The organism is Streptomyces varsoviensis (assembly GCF_000718635.1).
Lineage (GTDB): Bacteria > Actinomycetota > Actinomycetes > Streptomycetales > Streptomycetaceae > Streptomyces > Streptomyces varsoviensis.
In genome coordinates, this window is record NZ_JOBF01000021.1 from 37,229 (window position 1) to 63,311 (window position 26,083).

22 protein-coding genes are annotated in these 26,083 nt (G+C 71.8%); 9 read left to right on the top strand and 13 right to left on the bottom strand.

The window, feature by feature from the left end; genetic code table 11:
- Positions 1-148 precede the first annotated feature (148 nt).
- From IF55_RS26405 to IF55_RS26430, 6 genes are all read right to left on the bottom strand, one after another.
- Positions 149-1,177 carry a BMP family lipoprotein gene (locus IF55_RS26405; RefSeq protein ID WP_030887307.1) on the bottom strand — a complete coding sequence of 343 codons (1,029 nt, stop codon included), beginning with the start codon at positions 1,175-1,177 and terminating at the stop codon, positions 149-151.
- 130 nt (positions 1,178-1,307) lie between these two features.
- Positions 1,308-2,537: an amidohydrolase gene (locus IF55_RS26410; protein WP_030887310.1), complete on the bottom strand. Its 1,230-nt coding sequence runs from the start codon at positions 2,535-2,537 to the stop codon at positions 1,308-1,310.
- A 258-nt stretch (positions 2,538-2,795) separates the two neighbouring features.
- Positions 2,796-4,001: a hypothetical protein gene (locus IF55_RS26415; RefSeq protein WP_245661424.1), complete on the bottom strand. Its 1,206-nt coding sequence runs from the start codon at positions 3,999-4,001 to the stop codon at positions 2,796-2,798.
- Between the two features lie 119 nt (positions 4,002-4,120).
- On the bottom strand, positions 4,121-5,047 hold the full coding sequence (locus tag IF55_RS26420; protein WP_030887316.1) for an N-acetylneuraminate synthase family protein: 927 nt from the start codon (positions 5,045-5,047) through the stop codon (positions 4,121-4,123).
- Positions 5,048-5,122: 75 nt separating this feature from the next.
- Positions 5,123-6,349 carry an acylneuraminate cytidylyltransferase gene (locus tag IF55_RS26425; RefSeq protein WP_030887319.1) on the bottom strand — a complete coding sequence of 409 codons (1,227 nt, stop codon included), beginning with the start codon at positions 6,347-6,349 and terminating at the stop codon, positions 5,123-5,125.
- 23 nt (positions 6,350-6,372) lie between these two features.
- Complete coding sequence (locus IF55_RS26430) at positions 6,373-7,707, bottom strand: DUF6716 putative glycosyltransferase (RefSeq protein WP_030887322.1); 1,335 nt, start codon at positions 7,705-7,707, stop codon at positions 6,373-6,375.
- Between the two features lie 187 nt (positions 7,708-7,894).
- Between IF55_RS26430 and IF55_RS26435 the strand changes: the two genes are divergently transcribed.
- The 5 genes from IF55_RS26435 to IF55_RS26460 all read left to right on the top strand — a co-directional run bounded on the left by IF55_RS26435 (position 7,895) and on the right by IF55_RS26460 (position 15,876).
- Positions 7,895-8,872 (top strand): glycosyltransferase family 2 protein, encoded by a 978-nt coding sequence (locus IF55_RS26435; protein WP_030887325.1) that lies wholly within the window; start codon positions 7,895-7,897, stop codon positions 8,870-8,872.
- Positions 8,872-10,386: an alpha-2,8-polysialyltransferase family protein gene (locus tag IF55_RS26440; RefSeq protein WP_245661426.1), complete on the top strand. Its 1,515-nt coding sequence runs from the start codon at positions 8,872-8,874 to the stop codon at positions 10,384-10,386. The genes IF55_RS26435 and IF55_RS26440 overlap by 1 nt, the downstream gene beginning before the upstream one ends.
- Positions 10,387-10,525: 139 nt before the next feature.
- Entirely contained in the window at positions 10,526-11,758 is a 1,233-nt protein-coding gene (locus tag IF55_RS26445) for an acyltransferase family protein (protein WP_078645238.1), read from the top strand.
- A 312-nt stretch (positions 11,759-12,070) separates the two neighbouring features.
- Positions 12,071-14,260 (top strand): hypothetical protein, encoded by a 2,190-nt coding sequence (locus tag IF55_RS26455; protein WP_030887332.1) that lies wholly within the window; start codon positions 12,071-12,073, stop codon positions 14,258-14,260.
- Positions 14,257-15,876: a type 1 periplasmic-binding domain-containing protein gene (locus IF55_RS26460; protein ID WP_245661428.1), complete on the top strand. Its 1,620-nt coding sequence runs from the start codon at positions 14,257-14,259 to the stop codon at positions 15,874-15,876. Before IF55_RS26455 ends, IF55_RS26460 begins: the two co-directional genes overlap by 4 nt.
- Before the next feature lie 125 nt (positions 15,877-16,001).
- On the opposite strand, the gene IF55_RS26465 is transcribed toward IF55_RS26460, so the two are convergent.
- A complete protein-coding gene (locus IF55_RS26465; RefSeq protein WP_030887337.1) occupies positions 16,002-16,715 on the bottom strand; it encodes a TetR/AcrR family transcriptional regulator C-terminal domain-containing protein in 714 nt (237 codons plus the stop codon).
- 73 nt (positions 16,716-16,788) lie between these two features.
- Between IF55_RS26465 and IF55_RS26470 the strand changes: the two genes are divergently transcribed.
- Positions 16,789-18,303: an FAD-dependent monooxygenase gene (locus tag IF55_RS26470; RefSeq protein WP_030887340.1), complete on the top strand. Its 1,515-nt coding sequence runs from the start codon at positions 16,789-16,791 to the stop codon at positions 18,301-18,303.
- A 357-nt stretch (positions 18,304-18,660) separates the two neighbouring features.
- On the opposite strand, the gene IF55_RS26475 is transcribed toward IF55_RS26470, so the two are convergent.
- From IF55_RS26475 to IF55_RS26485, 3 genes are all read right to left on the bottom strand, one after another.
- Positions 18,661-19,008, bottom strand: coding sequence for a hypothetical protein (locus tag IF55_RS26475; RefSeq protein WP_048832502.1), 348 nt, complete (start codon positions 19,006-19,008; stop codon positions 18,661-18,663).
- Between the two features lie 200 nt (positions 19,009-19,208).
- Positions 19,209-19,661, bottom strand: coding sequence for a winged helix-turn-helix transcriptional regulator (locus IF55_RS26480; RefSeq protein WP_030887345.1), 453 nt, complete (start codon positions 19,659-19,661; stop codon positions 19,209-19,211).
- Between the two features lie 364 nt (positions 19,662-20,025).
- Positions 20,026-20,391: a VOC family protein gene (locus tag IF55_RS26485; protein ID WP_030887346.1), complete on the bottom strand. Its 366-nt coding sequence runs from the start codon at positions 20,389-20,391 to the stop codon at positions 20,026-20,028.
- Between the two features lie 96 nt (positions 20,392-20,487).
- On the opposite strand from IF55_RS26485, the gene IF55_RS26490 reads away from it, so the two are divergent.
- Positions 20,488-21,453 carry a helix-turn-helix transcriptional regulator gene (locus IF55_RS26490; RefSeq protein ID WP_030887348.1) on the top strand — a complete coding sequence of 322 codons (966 nt, stop codon included), beginning with the start codon at positions 20,488-20,490 and terminating at the stop codon, positions 21,451-21,453.
- A gap of 88 nt (positions 21,454-21,541) precedes the next feature.
- On the opposite strand, the gene IF55_RS39530 is transcribed toward IF55_RS26490, so the two are convergent.
- Positions 21,542-22,657 (bottom strand): hypothetical protein, encoded by a 1,116-nt coding sequence (locus IF55_RS39530; protein ID WP_048832476.1) that lies wholly within the window; start codon positions 22,655-22,657, stop codon positions 21,542-21,544.
- Between the two features lie 203 nt (positions 22,658-22,860).
- Here IF55_RS39530 and IF55_RS26500 point away from each other — a divergent pair, with 203 nt between their 5' ends.
- Positions 22,861-23,280, top strand: coding sequence for a hypothetical protein (locus IF55_RS26500; RefSeq protein ID WP_037966252.1), 420 nt, complete (start codon positions 22,861-22,863; stop codon positions 23,278-23,280).
- Between the two features lie 116 nt (positions 23,281-23,396).
- On the opposite strand, the gene IF55_RS26505 is transcribed toward IF55_RS26500, so the two are convergent.
- Together IF55_RS26505 and IF55_RS41240 are read right to left on the bottom strand one after the other, a co-directional pair.
- On the bottom strand, positions 23,397-24,158 hold the full coding sequence (locus tag IF55_RS26505) for an SDR family NAD(P)-dependent oxidoreductase (protein ID WP_030887356.1): 762 nt from the start codon (positions 24,156-24,158) through the stop codon (positions 23,397-23,399).
- 153 nt (positions 24,159-24,311) lie between these two features.
- Positions 24,312-24,740, bottom strand: coding sequence for a MarR family winged helix-turn-helix transcriptional regulator (locus IF55_RS41240; protein ID WP_048832478.1), 429 nt, complete (start codon positions 24,738-24,740; stop codon positions 24,312-24,314).
- Positions 24,741-24,913: 173 nt separating this feature from the next.
- Here IF55_RS41240 and IF55_RS26515 point away from each other — a divergent pair, with 173 nt between their 5' ends.
- Positions 24,914-25,870 (top strand): quinone oxidoreductase family protein, encoded by a 957-nt coding sequence (locus tag IF55_RS26515; RefSeq protein WP_030887359.1) that lies wholly within the window; start codon positions 24,914-24,916, stop codon positions 25,868-25,870.
- Positions 25,871-26,083 lie beyond the last annotated feature (213 nt).

Sequence of the window (26,083 nt, forward strand, 5' to 3'; positions counted from 1 at the left end):
AGCGTTGGCTCATTTGTACGGGCCCGACGCGGCGGCCGCACACCGCCGAGCCGAGCCCGGGTCCGTACCGGCCGGGGAGCCGTCCCGGCCGCGGAGCCTGCGCCGCCTCCCCTCGCCGCCGAGGCCGGGGAGGGGGCACAGGGCTACCTCACGGGTTCTCCTTGACCTTGACCTTGCCGTCGACGATCTTCTGCTTCGCCTCCGCGATCTTGTCCTTGAGGTCGTCGATGTTGCCGCCCGAGGTGGACAGCGAGACGCCGCCGTCCTTGAGCAGGTAGCGGTGCGTGCCGGTCAGCGGCTTGCCGTCCTTGACGGACTTGACCAGGTCGAAGACGGCGACGTCCACGTTCTTGACGACGGAGGTCAGGATCGAGGACTTGTACTTCTCCAGACCGGACTGCTGGTACTGGTCGGAGTCGACGCCGATCGCCCAGGCGCCCTTCTGGGCCGCGATGGCCTCGATGGAGCCGCTGCCGGAGAGGCCGGCGGCGGTGTAGATGACGTCGTTGCCGGCGTCGAGCATGCCCTTCGCCTTGTCCTTGGCGGCGGCGGGGTCGTTGAAGCCCTTGTCGTTGTTCGGGTACAGGTACTGCGAGGTGATCTTGACCTTGGGGTCGGTCTCCCGCACGCCCTGCTCGAAGCCCGCCTGGAACTTCTGGATCAGCGCGTTGTTCACGCCGCCGATGAAGGAGACCTTCTTGGTCTTGGTCTTCAGCGCCGCGGCGACGCCCGCGAGGTAGGAGCCCTCGTGCTCGCCGAAGACGATGCTGTCGACGTTCTTGCCCGGCACGACCGAGTCGACGATCGCGAAGGTGGTCTTGGGGTTGTCGGCCGCCACCTTCTGGATCGACTTGGCGTAGTTGAAGCCGACGCCGATGACCGGGTTGTAGCCCGCCTCGGCCAGCGAGGAGAGCCGCTGCTCGCGGTCGGCCTCGGTCTCGTTGTTCTTGGCGGTCATGGCCTTGCCGCCGACCTTCAGCTCCTTCATGGCCTTGTCCATGCCGCGGGCGGCGGACTCGTTGAAGGAGTGGTCGTCACGGCCGCCGACGTCGAAGGCCAGGCCGATGCCCTTGTCCTTGCCGCCGGACTCGGTCGAGGACTCACCGCACGCGGTGAGCGAGAAAGCGAGGGCCGCGGTACAGATGCCCGCGACAGCGATGGTGGATACCCGGCGCACGAGGGCCCCTTCACTCGAAGCGCCACGGTCGGCGCTGGTTTCGCGGGCATCGTAACGCGCGTAGATGGGGGATAAAGGGGTCGCAGAAAGCCGTTATCGGATCGTCGCGAACCCACCCCCACCTCGCGGCCTACGGACGGTTGACATCCAGCAAAGCCGCGGCGGTGAACAGCTCCACGCCCACCGCGATCGCCGACTCGTCCACGTCGAAATCACCACAATGCAGGTCACGTCGGACGGTGTCCCCCACCCGTCGCACCCCCAGCCGGGCCATCGCGCCGGGCACCTGCTCCAGATACCAGGAGAAGTCCTCGCCGCCCAGGGACTGCTCGGTGTCCTCGATCGAGGACGGCCCGCGCCGCGCGGTCATCGCGCGGCGCAGCAGGTCGGTGACGTCCGGTTCATTGACGACGGGCGGCACCCCCCGGATGTAGTCGATCTCCGTCTTGGCCCGGTGCAGGGTGGCCACCTCGTCGATCGCGGCGTGCACCAGGTCCGGGGCCTCGCGCCACGCCTGGAGGTCCAGGCAGCGGACCGTGCCGGACAGTTCGGCGCGCTGCGGGATCACGTTGCAGGCGTGCCCGGTCTCCAGCCGCCCCCAGGTCACCGCCAGGCCGGAGCGCGCGTCGACCCGCCGGGCGAGCAGCGCCGGCACCTCCGTGGCGACCTTCGCGGCGGCCGTCACGAGGTCGGTCGTCAGGTGGGGGCGCGCGGTGTGGCCGCCCGCGCCGTGCAGCGCCACCTCCAGCCGGTCGCACGCCGAGGTGATGGCGCCGGGCCGCAGCCCGATCCGCCCCGCGTCGACCTTCGGGTCGCAGTGCACCCCGATGATCCGGCCGACGCCGTCCAGCACCCCGCACTCGATGACATCGGGCGCGCCGCCGGGCAGCACCTCCTCGGCGGGCTGGAAGATCAGCCGGACCGGGTGCGGCAGCAGCCCACGCTGGGCCAGCTCGGCGAGGACCAGCCCGGCGCCGAGGACGACGGTGGTGTGCACATCGTGGCCGCAGGCGTGCGCCATGTCCTTGACGGTCGAGCGGTACGGGACCGTCTTGGTGTCCGGGATCGGCAGGGCGTCGATGTCGGCGCGCAGCGCCAGCAGGGGGCGTGCGGCGGCCCCGCGGTCCGTGGGTCCGATGTCGCAGACGAGTCCGGTGCCGAGGGGGAGGATCTGTGGGGCGAGCCCGGCCCGCTCCAGTCTCGCCTTGATGGCCCCGGTGGTGCGGAACTCGCACTTCCCCAGCTCGGGGTGCATGTGCAAGTCCCGGCGGAAGGCGATGAGTTCGGCGCGCAGCCCGGCGGACAGTACGCCGGACAGCTCGGGATCGGTACCTGCCTCGGGCTCGGATTCGCGGGACATCAGTTGGTTCACCCTGTGAAGGTTAGGGGCACGGGGTGGGCAACTGCCTGGCGATCAACAAAAGTTCAGCCCGATGAGGGAAGGGAAACTAGGCCGCGGGTCGCATGACCACAAGAGATACGGGGTAGAAGACTCCGCTACGCGCCGGGCGAACGCCCCTTTGGCACCACGGGGAAAACCGCCCCCTCCCGCCTGCCCGCGGGCCCCGTCTCCACCTACCCGCGCGTCCGCGGGCCCCGCCTCCCCCGGCCTCCGCCTTCAGAGCGTCGAGGCCGGTACGTACGGGACGCGGTGGATGCCGCGCGCGGTGCCCGTGACGCCGGAGAGGAAGTCACCCGCGCGGGGCGAGGCGGTCTCCGTCAGCCAGGCGGGGTCCACGTCGCAGACCGCCACGGTGATGCCGGTGCCGGCCAGGGCCAGCGGCAGGGTGTGCACCACGGTGGAGGGGAAGCTCAGGATCATGCGCCCTATGGGGCCGCGCCGGGCGATCAGTTCGAGCGGCAGGTCGGGCCGTACGATCTCCAGCCCCAGCTCGCCGCCGATCCGGCGGAGCTTGTCGGTGGACTCCCGGCGGTGCGCGAAGTACCGGGTGGCGCCGTGCGTACGGGCCAGCGAGGCGACGGCGGTCAGGTAGTGGTCGAGGTCCACGACGCCGGTCTCGACGAGGGAGGTGCCGACGAGGTCGGTGCCGCGGGTCAGCCGGGGCGGGCCGAACGCCGAGCGGGTCCACGCGAAGTCGTTGGGGGTGACGGTGACGCCGGGCGGCGCCTGGACGGGCATGGCGGTGAACACCTCGACGCGGCGGTCCTCGCCCGGCGTGAGCCTGCGGCGCGCGGCGGCGGCGAATGGCGCGAAGACGAGGTCGCGCGCCCCGAGCCCGCCCCTGCGGTGCCACCGCACCAGCCGTGAGCCGACGGCCAGTTGGGCGACGAACTCCATGGTGGCGGTGCCGTCGTCGACGACCACGACGTCGCGGGCGCGGGCGATGGTGAGCAGCAACTGCACGTAGCGCGAGAACGGGTCCCCGATGACGACGCGGCTCGCGCGCCGCAGCAGGGGCGCGAGCCCCGCGATGGTCTGCGCCGGCGCTCCGGCGCCGCCGCGCGCCTCCTCCCACCGCACGGTGTGCCCCGCGCGCCGCGCCAGCTCCGCCATCCGGCGCAACTGCCCCCGCGTCATGGGGTCGTGCGGGGCGAGCACGATGACGGTGAGCCCGGCGTGCGCGCTCCGATCCCGCGGGTCCGCCTCGCCGGAGGCCGGTTCGGGCGCGCCAGGCGGCTCCGGCTCCTCGGTCTCGTACGGCTCCACGGTCTCGTACGGCTGCCGGGGCACGCCGTCGTAGAGGGTGGGCAGGGGCGACCGTACGGCGTCGGGCCCGCCCGGTTCCGGCGCGGCGGCGTCCGCGCCGGTCATCCGGCCGTACGACCACTCCAGTACGTTCAGGAGCTGGACCGGGCTCTCCACGAACGCCAGGGTTCCGCTCGGGGCGGCCCCGCTCCCCCGGAAGCGCGCGGCGGGAGCGGCCGTCGCTTCCGGGGGTGGGCCGGCCGGCCCCGCTGTCGCTGTCACCGGGCCCGGCCGCCTCAGACCGCGACCGGCTCGCGGTCGCCGGCCTCGGCGACGACGCCCGCGACGCGGCGCAGCTTCCTCATCGGGCCCAGCTCGCTCTCGTAGACCTTCTTGACGCCGTCGCCCAGCGACTCCTCGACCACCCGGATGTCGCGGACCAGCCGCTGGAGGCCCTGCGGTTCGACGGAGGCGGCCTGGTCGGAGCCCCACATGGCGCGGTCGAGGGTGATGTGGCGCTCGACGAAGGTGGCGCCGAGGGCGACGGCGGCGAGCGTGGTCTGGAGCCCCGTCTCGTGGCCGGAGTAGCCGATCGGCACGTTGGGGTACTCGGCCTGGAGCGTGTGGATCACGCGCAGGTTCAGCTCCTCGGCCTTGGCGGGGTAGGTGGAGGTGGCGTGGCAGAGGAGGATGTTGTCGCTGCCGAGGACCTCCACCGCGTGCCGGATCTGCTTGGGCGTGGACATTCCGGTGGAGAGGATGATCGTTTTGCCGGTGGCGCGCAGGGCGCGCAGCAGCTCGTCGTCGGTGAGCGAGGCGGAGGCGACCTTGTGCGCGGGGACGTCGAACTTCTCCAGGAAGGCGACGGCCTCGGTGTCCCACGGGGAGGCGAACCAGGCGATGTCCCGCTTGGCGCAGTGCTCGGAGATCTTGCGGTACTCGTCCTCGCCGAACTCGACGCGGTGCCGGTAGTCGATGTATGTCATCCGGCCCCAGGGGGTGTCGCGTTCGATGTCCCACTGGTCGCGCGGGGTGCAGATCTCCGGGGTGCGCTTTTGGAACTTGACCGCGTCGCAGCCCGCGTCGGCGGCCGCGTCGATGAGCGCGAAGGCGTTCTCCAGTTCACCGTTGTGGTTGATGCCGATCTCGCCCGTGACGTAGACCGGGTGGCCGGGGCCCGCGGTCTTGGCGCCGAGGGTCCGGGTGCGGAGAGTGGGGCTCATGGAAGGCAGGTTCCTTGCTGTCGGGGGAGTGCTGAGGGCTGCTGGTCGAGTTGGTCCGCCGCCTGCGGGGGCGGGTCAGACGGGCTGGAGGGACGGGCCGAGGAGCCAGGCGGCGATCTCCCGGATGGCCCCGCCGCCCCCGGGCGCGGAGGTCACGGCGCGCGCCGCGCCGCGTACCACGTCGTGCGCGCCGGCCACCGCCACCGGCCAGCCGACGAGGTCGAAGCACGGCAGGTCGTTGACGTCGTTGCCGACGTACAGCACGCGCTCGGGTGCGATGCCCTGTTCCTCGCACCACTGCTTGAGCGCCAGGTCTTTACGGTCGATGCCGTGGAGGACGGGAAGTTGGAGCTTCTTGGCCCGCGCGGCGACGACCGGGTTAACTTCCGTGGACAGGATCAGCAGGGACAGTTCGGCGCGGCGCAGCGCGGCGATGCCGAGCCCGTCGCCCCGGTGCACGGCGACGATCTCGCGGCCGTCGGAGTCGATCAGGACCCGGTCGTCGGTCTGGGTGCCGTCGAAGTCGAGGACGACCGCGTCGATGTCCGCGCGGCCGGGCAGCGCCCCCGGCCGGCCGGCGTCGAGCAGCGGGGCGAGGGCGCGGGCTCGGGCCAGGTCGTGCGGGTCGTCGATCTCCAGGACGCGGGCGGCGTCGGTCCGTACCAGCTCGGTACGGCCGAAGAAGCGGTGCTTCTCGGCGCGGAAGCGGTCGGCGCGCATGCCGTAGGCGGCGCCGGTCTCCAGGAAGTCCTGGGGGCGGTCCTGGCGGCGGGGCCGGTAGGACTTGTCGTGGTTGACGCCGATGCCGCCGGTGGCGGTCGTGCTCGTCTCCTCCGTCGGCAGGTCGTCCGCCGCGTCGGGGGCGCGCCAGACGAAGCCGTGGAACGGGGCGACGGTCAGGGCGGTGTCCGCGCCGCCCGCCAGGATGGCCTCGGTGACCCCGTCGATGTCCTCGCGGGCGATGAACGGGCTGGTGCACTGGACGAGGAGGACCACGTCGACGGCGGTGCCGTGCGCCGCCTCGTACGCGTCCATGGCGTGCAGCACGGCGGCCTCGCTGGTGGCGGTGTCGCCCGCGATGTCGCCGGGGCGCTGTACGACGACGGCGCCCGCGCCGCGCGCGGCGGCGGCGATGCCGGGGTCGTCGGTGGAGACGGCGACGTCGGTGATGTGCCGGGAAGCCCGGCACTCGTGCACGGCGCGGGCGACGAGCGGCACGCCGCCGACGGCGGCGAGGTTCTTGGCGGGCACGCCCTTCGACCCGCCGCGCGCGGGGATGACGGCCAGGACGGTCGGGGGCATGGCGGCTCCTTGGGGTGCGGTCGTCACAGTTGGCCCATGCGGCGGATGACGGGCGCGACGCGCTGGACGCCGTGCCGGTACGCGCCGCGGGCGGCGTCGCGCATGGCGTTGCGGGTGGCCCGCCGCAGCGGGCCGGCCTCGCGGGGCTCGGCGGTGTGCGGCAGGGGGTCGCCGGTGGGGTCGAGGCCGTGCCGGGCGAGGATGCCGGGGAGGTAGCCGGGCGCGGTGGCGGGCGTGTAGTAGGGGGCGAGGGGCGGGAGTTCGGGGGCGGCGACGAGGTCGGCGACGCGGTCGCGGGCGGCGTCGAAGGCGCGCTCGTACGAGCCGTCGGCGGCGACGCCCTGGCGGGCGGTCCAGCGGGGATCGGGCTCGGGGCGGTGGCCGGCGTCGAGCTGGTCCCAGGAGGCGAGGCAGCCGGAGCCGAGGAAGTGGTGGTTGCCGAGGGTCTCGCGGACGCCGAGGTCGGTGAGGACGGCGGTGGGGATGGCGCGGTGCAGGGATTCGAGGGCCGCGGTGGAGCTGACCGTGACCAGCAGGTCGGTGCGGTCGAGTACCTCGCCCATGTGCCCGTAGACGAGGCGGCAGTTGTCGGGCAGCGGGTCGGGGAGCTTGGCGGCGAGCTTCTGGTAGGGCAGTTCCTCGATGTGCGTGGTGTGCTCGCCGGGCTTGCTGCGGAGCTTGATCAGCACCTCGCGCTCGGGGTGCAGGCGCGCGTGCCGCACGGCCCGCTTCAGCAGGTACGTGCGGGCGGCGCGGGTGTCGGGCACGGAGGGCTGGGCGGCGAACACCACGGTGTACGGGCGGCTTTGGACCTCGCCGGGCGGGGCGGGGGCGTAGCGGTCGCCGCCGAGGAAGGGCAGCGCGCATTCGACGACGGAGTCGGCGCTCGCGCCGACGCCGTGGTAGACGGCGCGGAACCGTTCGGCGTCGTGGCGGGAGCCCGCGAGGACCACGTCCGCGCCGTGCCGCAGCAGCAGGCCGTCGGCGAGTTTCTCGTAGACGACGCCGACGTAGCCGGTGACGACGGCGGGGCGGCGGCGCTGCCCGGCCCAGGAGCGGGCGAGTCCGTGCACCATGGCCTGGACGGCGCCGCCGACGCAGGACAGCACGATCACGTCGTAGCGACTACGGTCGGCCGTACGTACGAATTCGGTGCCGGTCACCTCGGTGAGCGCGTCGGCCCGCGCGCCGACCTCGGCGAGCTGGCGCACCGTGGGGGTGGCGCGGCCGCGCAGCAGGAACCCGTCGAGCCGGCCGCCGGGGGCGAGGCGGTGCGCGGTGAGCGCGCCCCATTTCCACCGGGTGTCGGAATCGGCGAGGACGGCTACCCGCGGCGGGGAATGCGTACGTGATGACACGACGCCGACGATAGGAATTCATTCCGTTTCGTTGCCCAACAGGAGTTCAACGCTCGGTAAACAACAGGATGACGGAACAAGAACCGACCTTTCCGCGTGACCGGTTCACCAATTGGACGTACTTCGTTCACCCCTACGTCCGCCCGGCGTCAAGACGAATGCCGGGCGGCCCCATAGCCTCACCCGGGTGGTTAAGCTCTCCGTCATCGTGCCGTTCTTCAACGTGCAGACCTATGCCCCCGACACGCTGCGGAGCCTGCGCGCGAACGCGCGTGCGGACTTCGAATTCATTCTCGTCGACGACTGTTCGAGCGACGGGACGCCGGAGCTGCTGCGGCAGGCCGAGCGCGAGCTGCCGGGGGCGGTGCTGGTGCGGCACGAGAAGAACGGCGGCCTCGCCACCGCCCGCAACACCGGCCTCGACGCGGCGCGCGGCGAATACCTGACCTTCCTCGACGGCGACGACTGGCTCGCGCCCGGCTACTTCTCCCAACTCCTCGCGTTCATAGAGGGGTTGGGCGTCGACTTCGTCCGCGCCGACCACGTCCAGTGCTCCGGCCGGGCCCGCTCCGTGCACCGCGTGCCGCACGGCCGGCGCGGCGTCGTACTCGATCCGCGGGACGCGATCCTGCCCGCCGACCGCTCCACCTCCGTGGACTACGCCTACGCGTGGGCGGGCATGTACCACCGCCGCCTGCTCGACGACGGGCTGCTGCATTTCCAGCACGGGCTGCGCACCGCCGAGGACCGGCCGTGGATCTGGCGGCTGCACCGCGAGGCGCGGACCTTCGCGGTGGCCGGGCTGCTCGGCGTCTTCTACCGGCGCGGCGTCGCCTCCTCGCTCACGCAGATCGGCGATGTGCGGCAGCTCGATTTCATCCACGCATTTGATCGGGTCATCGAGGAAACAGCCCGGGACGCGGACGCGGACCGGCTGCTGCCGAAGGCCGTGCGCACGTATTGCGCGATTATCTCTCATCAGCTCGGCACCATCGAACGATTCGAACCGGCCGTGGCCAGGACATTGCGCTCGATGAGCGCGGCGGCGATGAAAAGAATGCCGCAGGATATTCTGAAGGATGCGCTGAATTCCATGGATTACGAGCGCGCGGCGCGGCTGCGCAGGGTCCGGCGCCGGGCGGCCGTGTCGGAGGTGTCGGCCTGATGACCGCCCAGCCCGCCGCCGACCGTTCCCTCCGGTCGGACCACCGCGACCGTCCCGCCTCGGCCGACCGCCTAGCCGAGTCCGACCGTCCCACCGCGTGCGACCGCCCCGCCTCGGCCGGCCGGCCCGCCGAGCCCGGCCGCCCCGGCCGCCCCCGCACCCAGATCTTCCTCGCCTCGACGCTGTACGGGGCCGCGACCCTCGCCGCCGCCCTCGACGCCGGCCGGTTCGCCCCCGCCGGCCGCCGGCTGCTGCTCGTCTCCAACAACGCGGCCATCCCCGAGACGACGCCGTCCCTCCAGGACGCCCCCGGCTTCGAGCTGCTGCGGGACCGCTTCGACGGGCTGCTCTCCTGGAACGAGACGATCCGCCCCTTCCACCCCGGCGGCTGGTCCCCCCGGGCGGACGACGTGCCGCTGTGGGAGCGCCATCTGCGGCTGCTCTGGGACCTCGGCGACGACGACATCGAGCTGATCGTCGAGTCCATCCAGGTCAACCCGGCGCTGGCGCTCGCCCAGCTCTTCCCCGGCGCGCCCGTCGAGGTCTACGCCGACGGCCTGATGAGCTACGGCCCCACCCGCAACAAGCTCGACCCGCTCATCGGCACCCGCGTCCGCCGCCTCCTCCACCTCGACCTGGTGCCGGGGCTGCGCCCGCTGCTGCTCACCGAGTTCGGGGTGCCGGCCGAGATCGTGCCCACCGAGGCGTTCACCGAGGTCCTGGCCCATCTGGCGGCCTCCGCCGCGGAAATCACCGCACCGAAGGGCGCCGCGCTGCTGCTGGGCCAGTACCTTTCGGCACTGGACATCCTCACCCCCGTGGAAGAGGAGGAGCTGCATGTGCGAATGCTGCGCGGGGCGGTCGAACTCGGTCATCGAGCAGTGGTGTTCAAGCCCCACCCCACCGCGCCCGCCCGCTGGTCGCGGATGCTGGAGGAGGAGGCCGGGCGGCTCGGCGTGGAGTTGGTGGTCCTGGACACGCCCGTTCTGGCGGAGGTCCTCTACCAGCGCCTGCGGCCCGCACTCGTCGTCGGCTGCTTCTCCACGGCACTGCTGACCGCGAGCGCCCTGTACGGTCTGCCGGCCGCCCGCCTCGGCACGGAGCTGCTGCTGGAGCGGCTCACCCCGTACCAGAACAGCAACCGGGTGCCGGTGACGATCGCGGACGCCCTGCTCCCCGACCTGAACCGCCCCGAGACGGTCAGGGGCTGGACCCCGCCCGCCGGCACCGCGGCGGGCGAGCAGTTGACCGGTCTGCTGTCGGCGGTCGGCTTCGCGATGCAGGCGCAGATCTACCCGGAACTGCGCCCGGCCGCCGAACGCTACCTCGCCGCCAACCTCAACCCCCACACCTGGCGGTACTTCAAGCGCCGCCGCCTGACCTCGCTGGCGCTGCCCGGCGCGCTCCCCTCCCAGCTCGCCTTCCTGCCGCGCAACCCGACGGTCCGCAAGGTCGCGCGCCGGGCACGGGCGATGCAGCGGCGGCTGGTCAAGCGAACGGCGGCACTGGGGTGAGTACGTACGAAGCGGAGGCGCACGAAGCGGAGGCGTACAAAGCAGGGGCGTACGAAGCGGCGGCCTCCCGTGGGGCGGCGGCCTCCCGTGGGGCGGGGGCGTACGAACCGGCGGTCTCCCGCCGGGCAGGGGCGGCCCGATGAGCGCGGCCTCCTCCTACGGCACGGCGTCCCTGGACCCCGCCCCCTCCGGCGCGGGCCTGCCCCTGCCCGACCCGATACCGACGCCCCCGCCCGCCGCCGATCCGGCCCGTACCGGCGGGGCGCGCAAGGGGGCGCACGGCCGACTGCGGGCCCTCGACGGGCTGCGGCTGATAGCCGCGCTGATGGTGGCCCTCTACCACTACGGCGGCCGGACGGGCGAGGTCGGCCAGGCGTGGGGCACCTCGCCGCGCGCCCAGTTCCCGTCGCTGTCCACGGCCTTCTCGTACGGCTGCCTGGGCGTGCAGATCTTCTTCGTCATCAGCGGCTTCGTGATCTGCATGAGCGGCTGGGGCCGCCCGCTGCGCTCGTTCTTCGCCTCCCGCGTCGCGCGCCTGTACCCCGCGTACTGGGCGGCGATCCTGATCGTGACCGTGGTCTTCGCGCTGCCGTGGGTGGCGTACAAGACGGTGTCGCCGAGCGACACCCTGGTCAACCTGACCATGCTTCAGATGCCGGTGGGCGCGCACCGGGTACTCGGCGTGTGCTGGACGCTCTGGGCGGAGTTGCGCTTCTACGCCCTCTTCGCGCTCTTCGTCGTGCTGCCGGGCGCGACCCGCCAACGGGTGGTGCTCTTCTGCGCGGTGTGGACGCTGGGCGCGGTGCTCGCGGACGCCTCGCACCAGGACTTCCTCAAGGCCGTCCTGATGCCGGAGTACGCCCCGTACTTCATCGGCGGCGTCGGCCTCTACCTCATCCACCGCTTCGGCCACTCCGCCCTGGCCTGGGGCATCGTCGGCGTCAGCTTCCTGATCGGCCAGCACTACGCGGTCGCGGCCCTGTGGCACGCCCCGAACCCGCACTTCTTCTCGTACCGCTCGCCGTACGTCATCATCGCGATCGTCGCCGCCGGCTACGCGGCCGTCGCCGCCATAGCCCTCGGCGCCTTCCGCTGGGCCAACTGGCCCTGGCTCACCGTCGCCGGCGCCCTCACCTACCCCTTCTACCTCCTCCACGAGCACGTCGGCTGGGTAGTGATCGCCGTCCTCCACCGAAACCTCGGCATCCCCTCATACGCCACCTTCGCGCTCACCCTCGCCCTGATGCTCGCACTGGCCTGGCTCCTCCACCGCCTGGTGGAACGCCGCCTGACGCCGGTACTCCGCAGATCCCTCTCGGGCCCACCCCGCCCGACGGGCGACGCGGTCGGCGAGACCCCTCGAATCATGTAAGATCATCTACGTAACTCCGGCGCGCGGCGCGGGAGTCGCGCGTCTGTGGTCCAAGGCAAGACGCCCGCCATCCAGCGGGAAATGCAGGTGCAAGGCCTGCCGGGCGCTCCATGCGAAGGCCCCGTATTCGGTGAATCTCTCACCGGGTACGGGGCCTTCGGCGTTGGCTGAGCGGGGGCCATGGATGACTCACCCCTGTAGGGGGTCTTTTGGCGACCGCGCCGTCGGGGGCGGCCGGGTCCGCTAGGTTCCTCTGCGCGCGGCGAAGGGGGCGGCCGGCGGTGGATGCCGGTGGCGGATGGAGGCTGGTTCATGGTGCGGAGCCTGTACGGCCTCGATGTGCTGCTCGACGATCTCGTGCCGTGCCTGGTCGGGCGCGAGCGCGGCGGTGCCATCCGGGTCTGCGCGTACCGGGAGGGCAACCCGGTGGTGGAGCTGGTGGGCGGCCGGGACACGGGGAAGACCGCGCTGCTGGACGCGCTCTTCGCCGCGTACAAGGACCAGGCGCCGCTTGCCCGCGCCGACTTCGCCGACAGCAAGTACGGCGAGCCGGGGCTGGTCGCGGGCGTGCACGACGAGGAGGCGCCGAACGCCTCGCCGGTGACCAATCTGCTCTACCTCGTCTCCCACAAACTCGGGCTCAAGGCGGGCGCGTTCCACCGGCCGGTGCGGTTTCCCCGGCTCCACCTCGGCCTGCTGGTCGTCACCGCCTGGCGGCCGGACGGCGAGGGCATCGGCCCGCCGGGGCTGCTGCGCGCGCAGGAGGAGCTGCTGCGGATCGTCACGGAGGACCGCCCCGACCCCCGGCGGCGGCGCGCCGCGCTGCGTCAGTGGGTGGACGCGGTGATCAGCAACCTGGGCACGCTCGTGCCCGTCTTCCCCGGCATCGACGCCGTCATCGCGGCCACCCTGCAGAGCGCCCGCGACCAGCTCCTGACCCGCCCGGACCGGGGCGCGCTGCGCTGGTGGGGCGAGCACCTGCCGTACTTCCAGGGCGACGGGCTGCAACGCCTCTTCGCGTCCGTATGGGACTTCCGGCGGTACGGGGAGCGGCGCCGGGAGGCCGAGTCGCTGCTGGTCGAGGCGTTCCTCGACGACATCGCCGAGCACTACGGCGTCGTACGGAAGTGGAACCGGGCCCCTCGGCCGCTGCTGCTCCTCGACAACGGGCACACGCCCGCCGGCCGGCGGTTCCTGGACCTGCTGTGCGAGCGGTACGGGCAGGGCGCGGGCGGCTCGGAGCGCCCGGCCGTCGTCGTCACGGCCCTCGGCGACGGCCGCGCGCACCCGCCGCCCCAGCCCGACATCCGCGACCTCCCCCGCGAGTGGCCCAAGATCTCGCTCGGCATCCCGGCCGTCACCGGCTCCGCCATCCGGGCCATGCTCAACGCCACCCCCGACTACCCAGCCGAACTGCCGCACCTCGTCGAGCGGTACAGCGGCGGCCGCACCGGCAGCGCCCGGCTGCTGGCCGACGAGGCGGTACGGCTCCGGCGGAGCGGCGAGCGCCCGGACGCCGCGCGCCTCCTCGACGCCGCCGCGCCCCGGCTGCTGGAGAGCCTGCTGCCGGACGCCGAGGCGCGGGCCGCGCTGACGTTCCTCGCGGCGGCGCGCGACCGGGCCGCCGCCCTCCGGCTGTGGGCCGCCTTCCATCCGGACGGCGACGCCGCCGCCCGCGTCGAGCAGGCCATGGACCACCTCGCCACGGCCCGGCTCCAGGACGACCGGGCCGTACGGGCGCTGCTGCTGCATCAACTCGCGGGCGATCCGCGGTGGTTCAGGGTGCACCTCAACCTGCGGGCCGGCTACAACCCTGGCGGCCTCGCGGAGTACGCGCCGGGGCACTGCGACACGTATCTGCACCACACCCTGGCGCTGCGCAGGGTCGAGCCCGTCGCGCACGCGATGCACCGGCGCTTCGCGGACACCCCGCCCGCCCGCTGGCTCGCCTCCGCGAACCTGATCTGCGCGGCACCGCACTGGCGCGGGGAGCTTGGCCCGGAGGCGCGGGGGCGGGGGCCGGGGCCGGACCGCTCGCCTTCGTATCCGCCTTCGCCCGAGCCGCCGGAAGCCCTGGGGCGGCCGCCGGAGCCTCCGCCGCCAGGCCCGCCGTCGTCAGATCCGCCCTCGTCAGATCCGTCATCGCCAGGTCCGCTTCCATCAGATCCGCCGCCATCAGACCCGTCATCGTCAGGTCCGCCGTTGCCGGACCCCTCCCCCCGGCCGCCCGCGTGCGCGGCCTGTCCGCCCGGCGAGGGCCCCGACGACCTGCACTGGGCGATTCGCCGCCTCCTGACGACCGTATGGCGGCTGTCGGACCCGCTGTCGTACGCGCCGCGCCCGGAGGACATCGGCACGGTACGGGCGGAGCTGGAGCGGCTGCATCAGGCCAAGCGGTCCGAGGACACCACGTACCGGCAGGCCGCGCAGATGTGGGCGGCCGGGCTGGAGGGCCAGGTCCGCGCCCCCGATCTGCGGATTCCGGAGGGTGAAGGCTCATGAGGCGGTTGCGACACGCGGGGTTCGCGGGGTTGACGGGGTTCGTGGGGCTGCCGGGCCGCCGGGGCGCGCGGCGGGGGTTCGCGGGGCTGCGGACCTGGGGCCCGCTGACGAAGGCCGCGGCGGGGCTGCTGGCGCTGGCGCTGCTCGCCGGGGGCGGCTGGACGCTGTACGGCTGGCTCCGGCCCGACCGTACGTGCGCGGCGGGCGTCGACCGGCGCGGCGGGGAGTGCGTGGGGGTGAGCGACGGCGGCTTCAGCTTCGCCGGGAACCTGGACGAGGTCAGCGCGCGGATCAAGGCCGAGAACGACAGTGTGGCGCGCGTACCGCACGTCTCCGTCGCCATCATGATCCCGATGACGGCGGACGAGCCGTTCGAGCAGCGCAAGGTCCTCTCCGAGGTGCAGGGCATGTATCTCGCCCAGTACCGCGCCAACCACCGTTCGAACGACCAGACGCCCAAGATCCGGCTGCTGCTCGCCAACCCCGGGCGCGACCACGCGTACTGGCCGGCGGTCTCCGACGACCTGGCGCGGCGGGCCGGGGCGGGGGAGCACCTGCGGGCGGTCGTCGCGTTCAATGTGAGCGTCCGGGCAACGCAGCAGGCCATCGCCCGGCTGACGAACGAGCGTCATATCCCCGTGGTAGGGGGCGCCGTCACCGCGAACGACATCGGCAACAGCGCCGCGCACCCGGACGCGTACAAGGGGTTCGTGCGCGTACTGCCGACCACACGCGACCAGGCGGCGGCGTTGTCCTTCTTCAACAAGGGGGGCAAGGACGAGGCGCCCGAGCACTCGCTGGTCGTCGAGGACCTGCGCGAGGACGACAACTACACGGTCACCCTCAAAAAGGCGTTCCATGAGCTGACGAAGGGCGCGCCGCGCGCGCCGGAGCAGTTCCGCTCCCCCGCCGACTTCAGCAAGGAGGGGAGCACGTCCAACGACTTCCACCAGATGGTCAACACCATCTGCAACTCGACGGCCAAGGACATCTACTTCGCGGGCCGGCCCGTACAACTGAGGCAGTTCATCAACGAGTTGGGCGCGCGGGCCTGTACGGACAAGCAGTACCGCGTGGTCTCCGGCTACGCCGCCTCCACGCTCTCCTCGGACGCCAAGCTGAACTGGGACGCCCTGCGCGGCGGCGTGAGCGTCGAGTACGCCTCCGTCTCCCACCCCGACGCCTGGACCACGCCGGGCGCCCCCGCGACGGGCGGCTCCAAGGCCGCGTACGAGGAGCTGAGCGGCCTCGCGGCGGAGGCGGCGCGCAAACCGGTCGGCCCGATCGGCCGGGTCGACCTCACCGATTCGCGGGCGGTCACGACGCACGACGCGGCCTGGACGGCGATCACCGCCATCCGCAACAACTCCCGCAACGGCTCCGGGACCATCCCCAGCCTCGACCAGGTGCGCAACGCGTGGCTGCGGCTGCACGGCGCGGACAAGGTGCGGGGCGCGAGCGGCTGGATCTGCCTGGACAACTACGGCAATCCGTACGACAAGTCGGTACCGGTGGTCCGGCTGAACCCGCGCACGAGGAGCGTGGACTTCGTGGGCCACGCGTGGCCGGAGGGCGGCAGACCGCCGGCGGAGGACTGCACGGCGGATGGGGACTGACCCGGACAGGGGCCAGTACGGACGGGGGCTGCCCCGGACAGGGGCTGGTACGGCCGGGGGCTGGTACGACCGGGGGCTGGTACGACCGGGGGCTGGTACGACCGGGGGCTGGTACGGCCGGGGGGCTAGCGGTTCTTCCGTAGCAGCGTGGCCTCGACCCCGGCGGCGATGGCCGCCAGCCCGGCCTCGAACCCGTCGTCGTACTCGGTGAACATCTCGTAGCCGGCGGCAGCGGCGAGCGGGTGTTCCCGCAGTCGCTCGGCGCGTACGTCCACGTCGAACCCGCCCTCACCGGTGACCATGTCGCCGCGCGTCGACTGCTCCTCCACGACGTAGCCGATGGTGTACGCGTACGCCGTCATCACCGCCCGCGCGGCGGCCCGCAGCTCGAACCCGGCCTCGGTGAGGGCGGCGAACTGCCGGTCCATGTGCGCGCCGTACTCGGTGCCGCGGAAGCGCGTACCGCCGAAGACCTTCCCGCCGTCGCGGTAGCGGAGGAGTACGCGCCGCAGGGAGCGCATGGCCTGGGCGTAGGGCTCCTGCCAGCCGGGCGCGCTCCCCTCGCCAGTACGGTCGCCCCCGGAAGCCCCGGAAGCCCCGATGTCTTCGCCCCCGCCGCCCTCCCGCGCCTCGTCGAAGTCGAGGGCGGCGCGGCGCAGCAGTTCGGTGGCCATCTCGTCGAGCAGGTCCTGCTTGCTCTTGACGTGCCAGTAGAGGGCGGGGGCCTGCACGCCCAGTTCGTTGGCGATGCGGCGCAGGGTCAGCCCTTCCAGGCCGACGTCATTGAGCACGCGGAGGGCGGTGCCCACTACCTGTTCGCGATCGATTCGGGTTGCCACCTTGACAGTTTAACGCCGTTCAGTACACCCTTAACAACGTTAAATTGAACGTCGTTAAGGAGTGGGTGAGACCATGCCCGAGACCACCGTCACAACGGGAACGACGCAGGTGCTGATAGCCGGGGCGGGCCCGGCCGGCCTGGTGCTGGCGCTGGAGCTGAGCCGGCGGGGCGTGCCGCACCGCCTGATCGACGCGGCGGAGGCGGCCTTCCCCGGCTCGCGCGGAAAGGGGCTGCAACCGCGTACGCAGGAGGTCTTCGATGACCTCGGGGTCATCGGGGCGATCCACGCCAAGGGCTCGCCGTACCCGACGATGACCGCCTGGGAGAACGGCGAGCGCGTCCGCGACTGGGACATGATGACCCGCGGCGAGCCGACCCCGGACACGCCGTACGCGGAGCCGTGGCTGCTGCCGCAGTCGCGCACGCAGGAGGTGCTGCGGGAGCGGCTCGCGGAACTGGGCGGGAAGGTCGAGTTCGGGGTGCGGCTCACGCACTTCGCCCAGGACGCGGAGGGCGTGACGGCCGAGCTGTCGGGCCCCGGGGACGCGTTCGAGCGCGTACGGGTCGCGTATCTGATCGGGTCGGACGGGGGCCGCAGCACGGTACGGGCGGCCCTCGGCACCACCTTCACGGGCGAGACGGTGGACCCGACGCCGATGCTGACGGCGGACATGGAGATGGACGAGGCGGGCCTGGTGCGCACCCACTGGCACACCTGGAACTCCCACCCCGACGGCGCGGTCGCCATGTGCCCGCTGCCGCACTCGAACCTCTTCCAGACCTACATCCGCTTCGACGGAGGCGACCCGGACCCCGCCCCGGAGGCGGTGCGCCGCGTGGTCACCGAGCGTACGGGCCTGCCGGCGGGCGAGGTCCGTTGGGCCTCGGTGTTCCGCACCCGGGCGGCCATGGCGGAGCACTTCCGCGAAGGCCGCGTCTTCCTCGCCGGCGACGCCGCCCACATCCACTCCCCCGCCGGCGGCCAGGGCCTCAACACCAGCATCCAGGACGCCTACAACCTGGGCTGGAAGCTCGCCGCCGTGCTGCGTGGCGGCGCGCCGGACGCCCTGCTGGACTCGTACGAGGCCGAACGCCTGCCCGTAGCCGCCGGCGTCCTCGGCCTGAGCACCCGCCTCCACCGCGGCACCACCACCGGCCCTCTCAGCAGCCACCGCGGCCCCGAAGGCCACCAACTGGCCCTCGGCTACCGCGACAGCCCCCTGTCCGTGGAGCGCCGTACGGGTCTTGCGGACACCGCGCTACGTGCGGGCGACCGCGCCCCGGACGCCCCCTGCAAGGACGCCCGCACGGGCGAGGCCCGGCGACTGTTCGACCTCTTCCGCGGCCCGCACTTCACCCTGCTGGCACTGGGAGACACCGAACTCCCCACTTCGGTGGACGGTTTGACGCCGCGCGTCCGCACCTACCGCATAGCCGGCCCCACCCCCGACCTCCTCGACCCCGACGCCCACGCCACCCGCGCCTACGCCGACCACGGCCTCTTCCTGATCCGCCCAGACGGCTACGTGGGCCTGGCCACGAACGAGGCGGCGGATGTGGCGGGGTACTGGCCGGTTGGGGGGTGACGGGCCGGCGGCAGCCCCGGCGACGCGGGGGCGGTGCCCGCTACTGGTGGTCGCCTGTCCAGGCCCACATCGCGGGCCTTCTGGTCGAGCCGCCCACGTTGCCCCAACGATGGGTCCGGGCCTAGGGGTAGGGGATTTATGCTCCATGCCAGAAACTGCACAGGCAAGTAAAAACCAGGGCCCGCCGATTCGAACGAGCAGGTCACGTCCTGCGGTCCCCGCGCGTGCGGGGGTGGTCCCCCGGAGCTGTTCGACGAGTACGCCGAGGCCGAGCGGTCCCCGCGCGTGCGGGGGTGGTCCCACGTTCGAGTTGGCCATGCGCAGGCCGGCGATGCGGCCCCGGGCCCCGGGGCGTCGTCACATCACGGCGTCGGTCTGGAGTGGGCCCGCGGTGATGCGGAGGGTGCGGATGCGGGCGGGGGCTTCCTGGTCGAGGTAGAAGATGTGCGTGAACGGGGCGCGTACGACCGTGTCCGGCGCGGTCTTCTTGGCCATGGTGGCCTCGCCGCGCAGCAGGCGGACGCCGTCGCCCGCGGTCCAGTACTCCAGGACCTCGTGGGTGATGTTCAGCGGCTCGTCGATCCTCACAAAGAACGCCTTGATGGCCTCGACGCCGCGGACGTGCTCGGTGCCGAAGAACATGTCGGTGTCCTCGGTCAGCGGCGCGAAGCCCTCCTCGAACTCCAGGGTGTCGATGGCATCCATGAATTTCAGGACCCAGTGGGGTACGGGCGTGGCGTGTGCGGTGCCGGTAGCAGTGACGTCCCTGGGGTCGGCCTGGGCGTCAGTGTCGGTGTCGGCGCCGGTCTCGGTGTCTGTCATGGGGCAATCTCCGATGCACTGTCACTAGTACTGCAATGCTACTACTTGCAAAACAGTACTACTTGACTCTCGGGCCAGGGCGCTCAGCCGTCCGCCGGCACGGCGGGACGCAAGGCTGAGGCCTCGATGGGCTGGTGACAGCTACTGCAAGCGAGGTACGGATCGGTCGCGTTGCCGCATGTCGTGTGCATCAGCGGGTGACGCGCGGCATCGGTGCCGGTCGCATGCGTCTCGGCCCACCGCGTGACGGCAGCGATGGCGGGGACGACGAGCTCACGGGCGCTGTCGGTGAGCGCGTACTCGTACCACGGCTTGTCGGAACGGTAGGCGCGCTTGGTGAGCAGCCCCAGCTCGGTGAGGCTGTTGAGCCGCGCGGTGAGGATGTTCGGCGAGATCCCCAACGCCCGCTTCAGCTCACCGAAGCGGCCCACCCCGAAGAACACCTCCCTCAGGATCTGGTAGTTCCAGCGCTCGGAAATCGCGGCCAGGAACTCCTGACCGTGCTGAAAGGTGACGCGGCTCGCCTGATCGGACACGACTACTCCTCTTCGGCGCCTCTTCGGCCCTCTACGGCCCTCTACGGCTGCCTTCGGCCGTCTTCGGTGACCACAATGTGCTTTCAAATCGAAAGTAGTACCACATCGTCACCAGCGGCGACGCCCGCCTGGCGCCGACATTCACCCGATGACTGTCGACGCAGGCGGGTCGCCCGTCCAGCCTCATTTCGCGTACACCCGCGTGCTCGCGACGACCGCGGCCGGTTCAGGGCTCGCCTGGTGGACGAGCCGCTAGGTGTATCGACCGGGCACGTTGATCAATCGTGAGAATGGCGGCTGGTTGCCGCACGCGGTGTGGGGCCAACCCTTCAGCTTGGAGATAAGCGCGGAGAGATAGTGCAGGTCAGTCGACCGGGGAGACCCGGATGAGATTGCCGTCAGGGTCCGTGACCACGAACGTGCGGCCGAAGACAGCATCATGCGGCTCCTGCACAACGTGGACCCCCTTCGCGGCCCACCTCGTGAAGATCTCGTCAATCGCCTGCGATGGCCCCGGCACCATGAGCCCGATCTCTGTCGTACGAGGGAGGCTCGGGGCCGCGTGCTCGCTGTAGCCCGTCCACAGTGCGAACAGAACACCGGGGGCAGCTTCGAAGGCTACGTAGTGGGGACTGGTGAAGGTCGGTTCGATCTCGAAAAGGTCGCTGTAGAAGGCGGTGGCGGCCTCGGCGTCGCGGACGCCGATCAGGAACAGGTTCGGTGCGGGCATGGAGCGCTCCTCAACTCGTTGATTTCTCGGTCCAGCGCCCAGTGGATCAACCAATCGCGACGGAACCTGTCACCTTTTCTGAGAACATGGGTACGCATGAAGGCTTCAAGGCTCCTGCATCTCCTGCTGCTCCTGCAGACCCGGCAGCGGCTCACTACCACGGAACTAGCCGAGCGTCTTGAGGTATCCCGGCGGACTGTGCTGCGGGACGTCGAGTCGCTATCGATAGCGGGCGTGCCCGTCTATGCCGAACGTGGACGGAACGGCGGGATCGTCCTGCTCCCCAGTGCACGGCTCAGCGCATCCCACCTGGAACCCCCGGAACTGGAAGCCTTGTCCGTAGCCGGCTTGGACAGCGCACTATGTGAGCGAATGGGCCTGACTGCGGCGTGGGAGTCGGCCGAGCGCAAGATCGCCGCCCGCCAGGCTGCGGCACCAGAGTCGCCGAGCCCGCCGCGGCTGGCTGACCTTGTGCTTGTCGACAGCACAGCGTGGTTTGCCGCCCCCGAGGTAGCGGTCGAAGTATCGGACCTGGCCTCGACCCTGCGACACCGGCGACGCCTTCGCATCCTGTACCGGCGCAGCGCCGAGAGCCAGGTCTCGGCACGGGTGGTCGACCCGTACGGGATCGTGGCGAAATCGGGTCGCTGGTATCTCGTCGCCGATGACCAGGGCGACAGCCGGCTGTTCGCTCTGGAACGGCTGTCGGCCTTCGAACAGCTAGACGCACCAGCCGCGCTCCAATCAGGCGAAACCCTCCGCACCAGATGGGCCGTGCTGAAGAAACGCACTGAGGAGCAAGACCGCGTGAGCGTGACCATCCGCCTGCCGGAAAAGGGTCTCGACCTGGCGCGGCGCATCCTCGGAACCCGCATCCACCATGTCTCCGACGCGGAAGACGGCTCGTGCGTCGTCGTCGTGCGCTACCCCGACATCGAGTCGGTGCGTCAGCTTCTTCAGTTCGGCGACCACATCGAGGTGCTCGCCCCTGAGACGGCCCGCGCACGCGTCAGCCAGCTCGCCAGGGGCCTGGCTGACAGGCACTCAACCCCTGCCGCGTGATTGCCGTTTTCAGGCCCCCTGCTCTCAAGCAACGTGCAACGTACCCCGTCAGTACAGCTAGGCAGCAACACCCCGAGCCGTACCGGCCTCACATCTGGTCGGCGAAGGTGGCGGCGTGGGCCGCCTCGGCTCGGGACTGGCGGCAGGGGGCGCAGTGGGTTTCGTCGGCGACCGGGCGGAAGACGTGTTCGTTGCCGGGCCCTTGGCAGGTGACGAACTGGGCTGGCCGGGGCGGGGCTTGGGGCGTACGGGAGCGGTGTTGCTGTTGAGGGAGGCTCGGCGCGGCCTCCGGCAGTTTGTCGGCCAGGCGGCGCCGGAGGAAACCGGGGGCGTAGTAGACGCCTTCGGGCGGGAGGCCGGTGGTGAGGGCTTCTCGGAGTTCGCGGGGCCCGGCACCGCGCAGGAACCACTCGACGGCACTGGCGGCCAGTTCGCGGGCCTCCGCCGCCCCGAGGCGGAGGCGGCGGTCGGTGTGCCGGAGGGAGAGGAGGACCCTCTCCGCCTCGGCCAGGTGGGGTTCGAACATCTTCTGGCGGAGGCGGAGTTCGGGGGAGGTCCGATCGCCATCCGGGGCGGGCTGCCCGGCGGCCGGCGTTACGGTCGGAGCTGTGGCCAGCGTTACGGTCGAGCCTTCGGCCAGGGCTGCGGGCGGAGCTTCGGCCAGGCTTACGGCCGGGCCGTCGACCAGGGGTGTGGCCGGGCCGTCGACGAGGGCCACGGTCGGGGCTTCGGCCACGGCTTCGGATCGGGCCTCCGCCACGGAAGCGGTGGGTGGGCGGGAGGAGTTCTTCTCCTCGTTCTTCTTCTTACGGAGATGACCACCGGCCCTCCGGCCCGTCGGCCCACCGACCGTCGGAGGCCGCGCACTCGGCGGTGCCCCGTCCCGTACCCGGACCGCGTCCTCGGCGCTGAGCACGACATTGGCGAAGACCTGCTCCGTCATCCAGCGCCCGCGCTCGCCCTGCCATCGCCAGTCGTGGAAGTAGCCCGCCTCGACCAGTTGTCGCTTCGCCTTCTGGAACGCCCTGCCCGTGATCCCCAGCCGCCGCGCGTGCTCGCCGAGCGGCCTGGCGGCCTCGGACTCGGGCAGTCCCTGGACGTAGAGCAGAAGGATCTTGGCGTCGCTGTTCAGGCGACAATGACGGACGACGTCGTGCGACGCCTTCACGTAGCGCCCGGTGGGCGCGATAACATACCTGAGCATCCCGGTGGGACCTGTTCTTCCACTCGCGGTGAAGGCCCTCAGGACGGTGTTGTGAGCACCACTGGGGGCCGCTCCGTACGTACGCACGGAACGTGATGACGCGATTACGGTACCGCCAAATGCCTGCTCTCCGTGCCGGATTGGACCTACGGTCGCCAACCGAACTCTCCTGCGAGTACACGATCGAACAAGGGAAGCGGTATATGGAGCCGGAGACTCGTTCGGAGGCTCGTGAAGCGCTGGCCGGCCTGGTCCGTTGGGAGTCGCCGCTGCGAGGACTGATTCAGACGGCGAGCCGATACGACCAGCACGCGAGGAACTCGGATATCCATTCGCGTATCCACTCGGATAACTCAGTGACTCTGGACCGCAGGGCCGTGCGAAGCGTGCTGGAACGGTGCCTGTCCGGGGTTTTGGACGTCAAGGAATTGCCGGAGTGGGCCTTCGCGGTCCATATGGCTGACGGCATCGACATTGGTGTCGCGATTGACGTTGGCGACGGCGGCAGCGATGAGGCGGAACTCGATCTGCTGGCGCAGTTCCTCTTCGAAGTGTCCAGCCCAGAACTCTTCGAGCCGGTCACGGCGGATGTGTGCCGCCGCTGGCTCGGCAGGATGGGATGAGCTGAGCGCCGCCGCGATTGGGGGCTGCCCCCGGGCCGTACGAGCCTGCGAGCGTACGAGCCCGGAACCGTACGAGCCCCGGACCGTACGAGCCCGGGACCGCACAGGCGGCTGGCTCAAGTCCGAAGGTAGGAAGCTCCGTTGAGGTCGAGGACTGTTCCGGAGGACCACGCGGCCTCCGGTGAGGCGAGGTAGCGCACCGCGGCGGCGACCTCCTCGGGGGTTCCGACCCGTCCGAAGGGGCTCTGCCCGCGGAGGGTTTCGCCGTCGTCGCCCGCCAGCCGAGAGGCTTGCCGTTCGGTGGCCACGAAGCCCGGGGCCACGGAGGCCACCGCGATGCCGTGCGGTGCGAGCGCGACGGCCATCGACTGGCCGAAGGCGTGCAGCGCGGCCTTGCTCGCGCCGTACGCGGGGAAGTCGGGTTCGCCGCGGAAGGCCCCGCGGGAACCGATGTTGACGATGCTGCCCGTGGCGGCGCGGTCGATCAGGTGCCGGGCGACGCAGTACGTCACGTTCGCCGCGCCGAGCAGATTGACGTCGACCATGCGGTGCCAGACGCGCTGCCAGTCCTCGTAGGAGACGTCGGCCACCGCGTGCCGGGTGGCGTCGGAGGTGGCGGTGGCGGCGTTGTTGACCAGGACGTCGACCCCGCCGAGGCGTTCCACGGCTTCGTCGACGATCCCGCGCGCCGCCTGCGGGTCGCCGACATCGCCCGTCAGCAGGGCGTGGCCGGAGCCGGGCAGCCGCCGCAGCGTCTCCTCGGCGTCGGCGCGGTTGGCCGCGTAGTGCACCCCCACCCGGTCCCCGCGCTCGGCGAACGCCAGCGCCACGGCCCGGCCGATCCCGCGCGAGGCCCCGGTGACCAGCACCCGCCTCATCGCGCGGCCACCGAGATCTTCTGTCGTCATGTCGTCCGTGCCTTTCCCTCTGGAGCAGGTGGAGCAGGGTGCCCTCACGCGAGCAGGAAGCGTGCGAACGCGATGACGTTACACAGCCATCCTCGCACCGAGTGCGGGCCCATCCGAGTTCGCCTACGCCTCGACCCCCAGGACCCGGGTGGCGAGGCGGGCGAGGTGGGAGCGGTCGGCCGACGGCAGGCCGGCGGTCAGGGACTCGATCCGGCGGGCGACGGACGCGCGGAAGGCCGCCTCGGTCTGGCGGCCCTGGTCGGTCAGGTGGACGTGGGAGGCGCGCCGGTCGCCGGGGTTCGGGGTGCGGCGCACCAGGCCGCGCCGTTCGGCCCGGTCCACGAGGCCGGTCACGCTGGCGCGTTCGACGCCGAGCAGAGCGGCGAGTTCGGTCATGGCGGGGCTGCGGCCCTCCAGCACGCCGAGGAGGCGGGCCTGCCCGGCGGAGGTGCCGTGTTCGGCGCACGCTTCCTCGATCACGGACTGCACCAGGAAGGACAACTGCACCAGCGCGTCCGTCAGCGACAGGCTCTCGCCCTGGTCCCGGCTCATGGGGTCTCTCCTTGTACGGCGCGTCCGGCGACTCCGGAGGCGAATGCTCAACGTCAAAGCTCAACGTCAATGCTCAGCGGCAATACTTAACGGCAATGATTAGCGGCACGTATATTATGGGTCACGAAGCACCCTGGTTCAAGCCAGACTGTCCCACGCTCAGGAGCACCCCCATGCACGCAGCAGTCGTCACCGCCTTCGGCCGGCCGCCCCGCTACCAGTCCTTCCCCGACCCCGTACCTGCCGCGGGGGAGGTCCTCGTGCGGGTCCTGGCCGCGGGGCTGCACCCGCGGGTACGGTCCGGCGCGGCCGGCACGCACTACACCAGCGACGGCACTCTGCCCCTGGTGCCGGGGTTCGACGGCGTGGGCCTCACCCCGGACGGCGCGCGCGTCTTCTTCGGCGGACTCAAGGCCCCGAACGGCAGCATGGCCGAGTACGTCGCCGTCCCGGCCAAGGCCCTGGTCGACCTGCCGGACGGCGTCGACGACGTCACCGTGGCCGGGGCCATGAACCCGGCGATGTCGGCGTGGCTCGCCCTGACGCACCGGGCGCGTATCCAACCCGGCGAGAGCGTGCTGGTCCTGGGCGCCACGGGCAACGCCGGACAGATGGCCGTCCAGCTCGCCCGCCACGAGGGGGCCAAGACCATCACCGCCGCCGGGCGCGACCCGCGGGCCCTGGCCAAGCTCCCCGGCCTCGGCGCCGACCGCACCGTCTCCCTCGACGCCGACGACGCCACTGTCGCCGGGCGCCTGGCCGAGGCCGCCGCGAACGTCGACGTCGTCGTCGACTACGTGTGGGGCCACCCCACCGAAGTCGCCCTCGCCGCGATCGCCTCGGCCCGCGCCGACGCCGCCCACCGGCTGCGCTGGGTCCACGTCGGTGCGATGGCCGGGCCTGACATCACCCTGCCCGGTGCCACCCTGCGCAAGACCAACATCGACTTCCGCGGCAGCGGCCAGGGCTCCGTCTCCCCCGCCGACATGCGCACCGCCCACCAGGAACTCGCCGACCGCCTGCCCACCGCCGGACTCACCATCGACACCGTCACCATGCCCCTGCGCGACGTCGAAGCCGCCTGGGACACCAAGATGCCTACCGGCACCCGCACCGTCCTCGTCCCTTGAGACCAGCTCCTCGCCGCCGCTCGCCGCCGGCGCCACTCGCCCCCGCGAGCCGGTCCGGCCCAGCCCGGCCCGGCCCGGCCCGGGGCGAGCCCACACTCGGGTGCGTACTCAGCGAGGTGAGCGGCTTCCCGACCCGGTTCGCCTCGCATCACCTCGACGACGCTCGCCGCGACGGCCGAGGTGGAACGCGGCCCCGGCCGCTCTTGAGCCGCA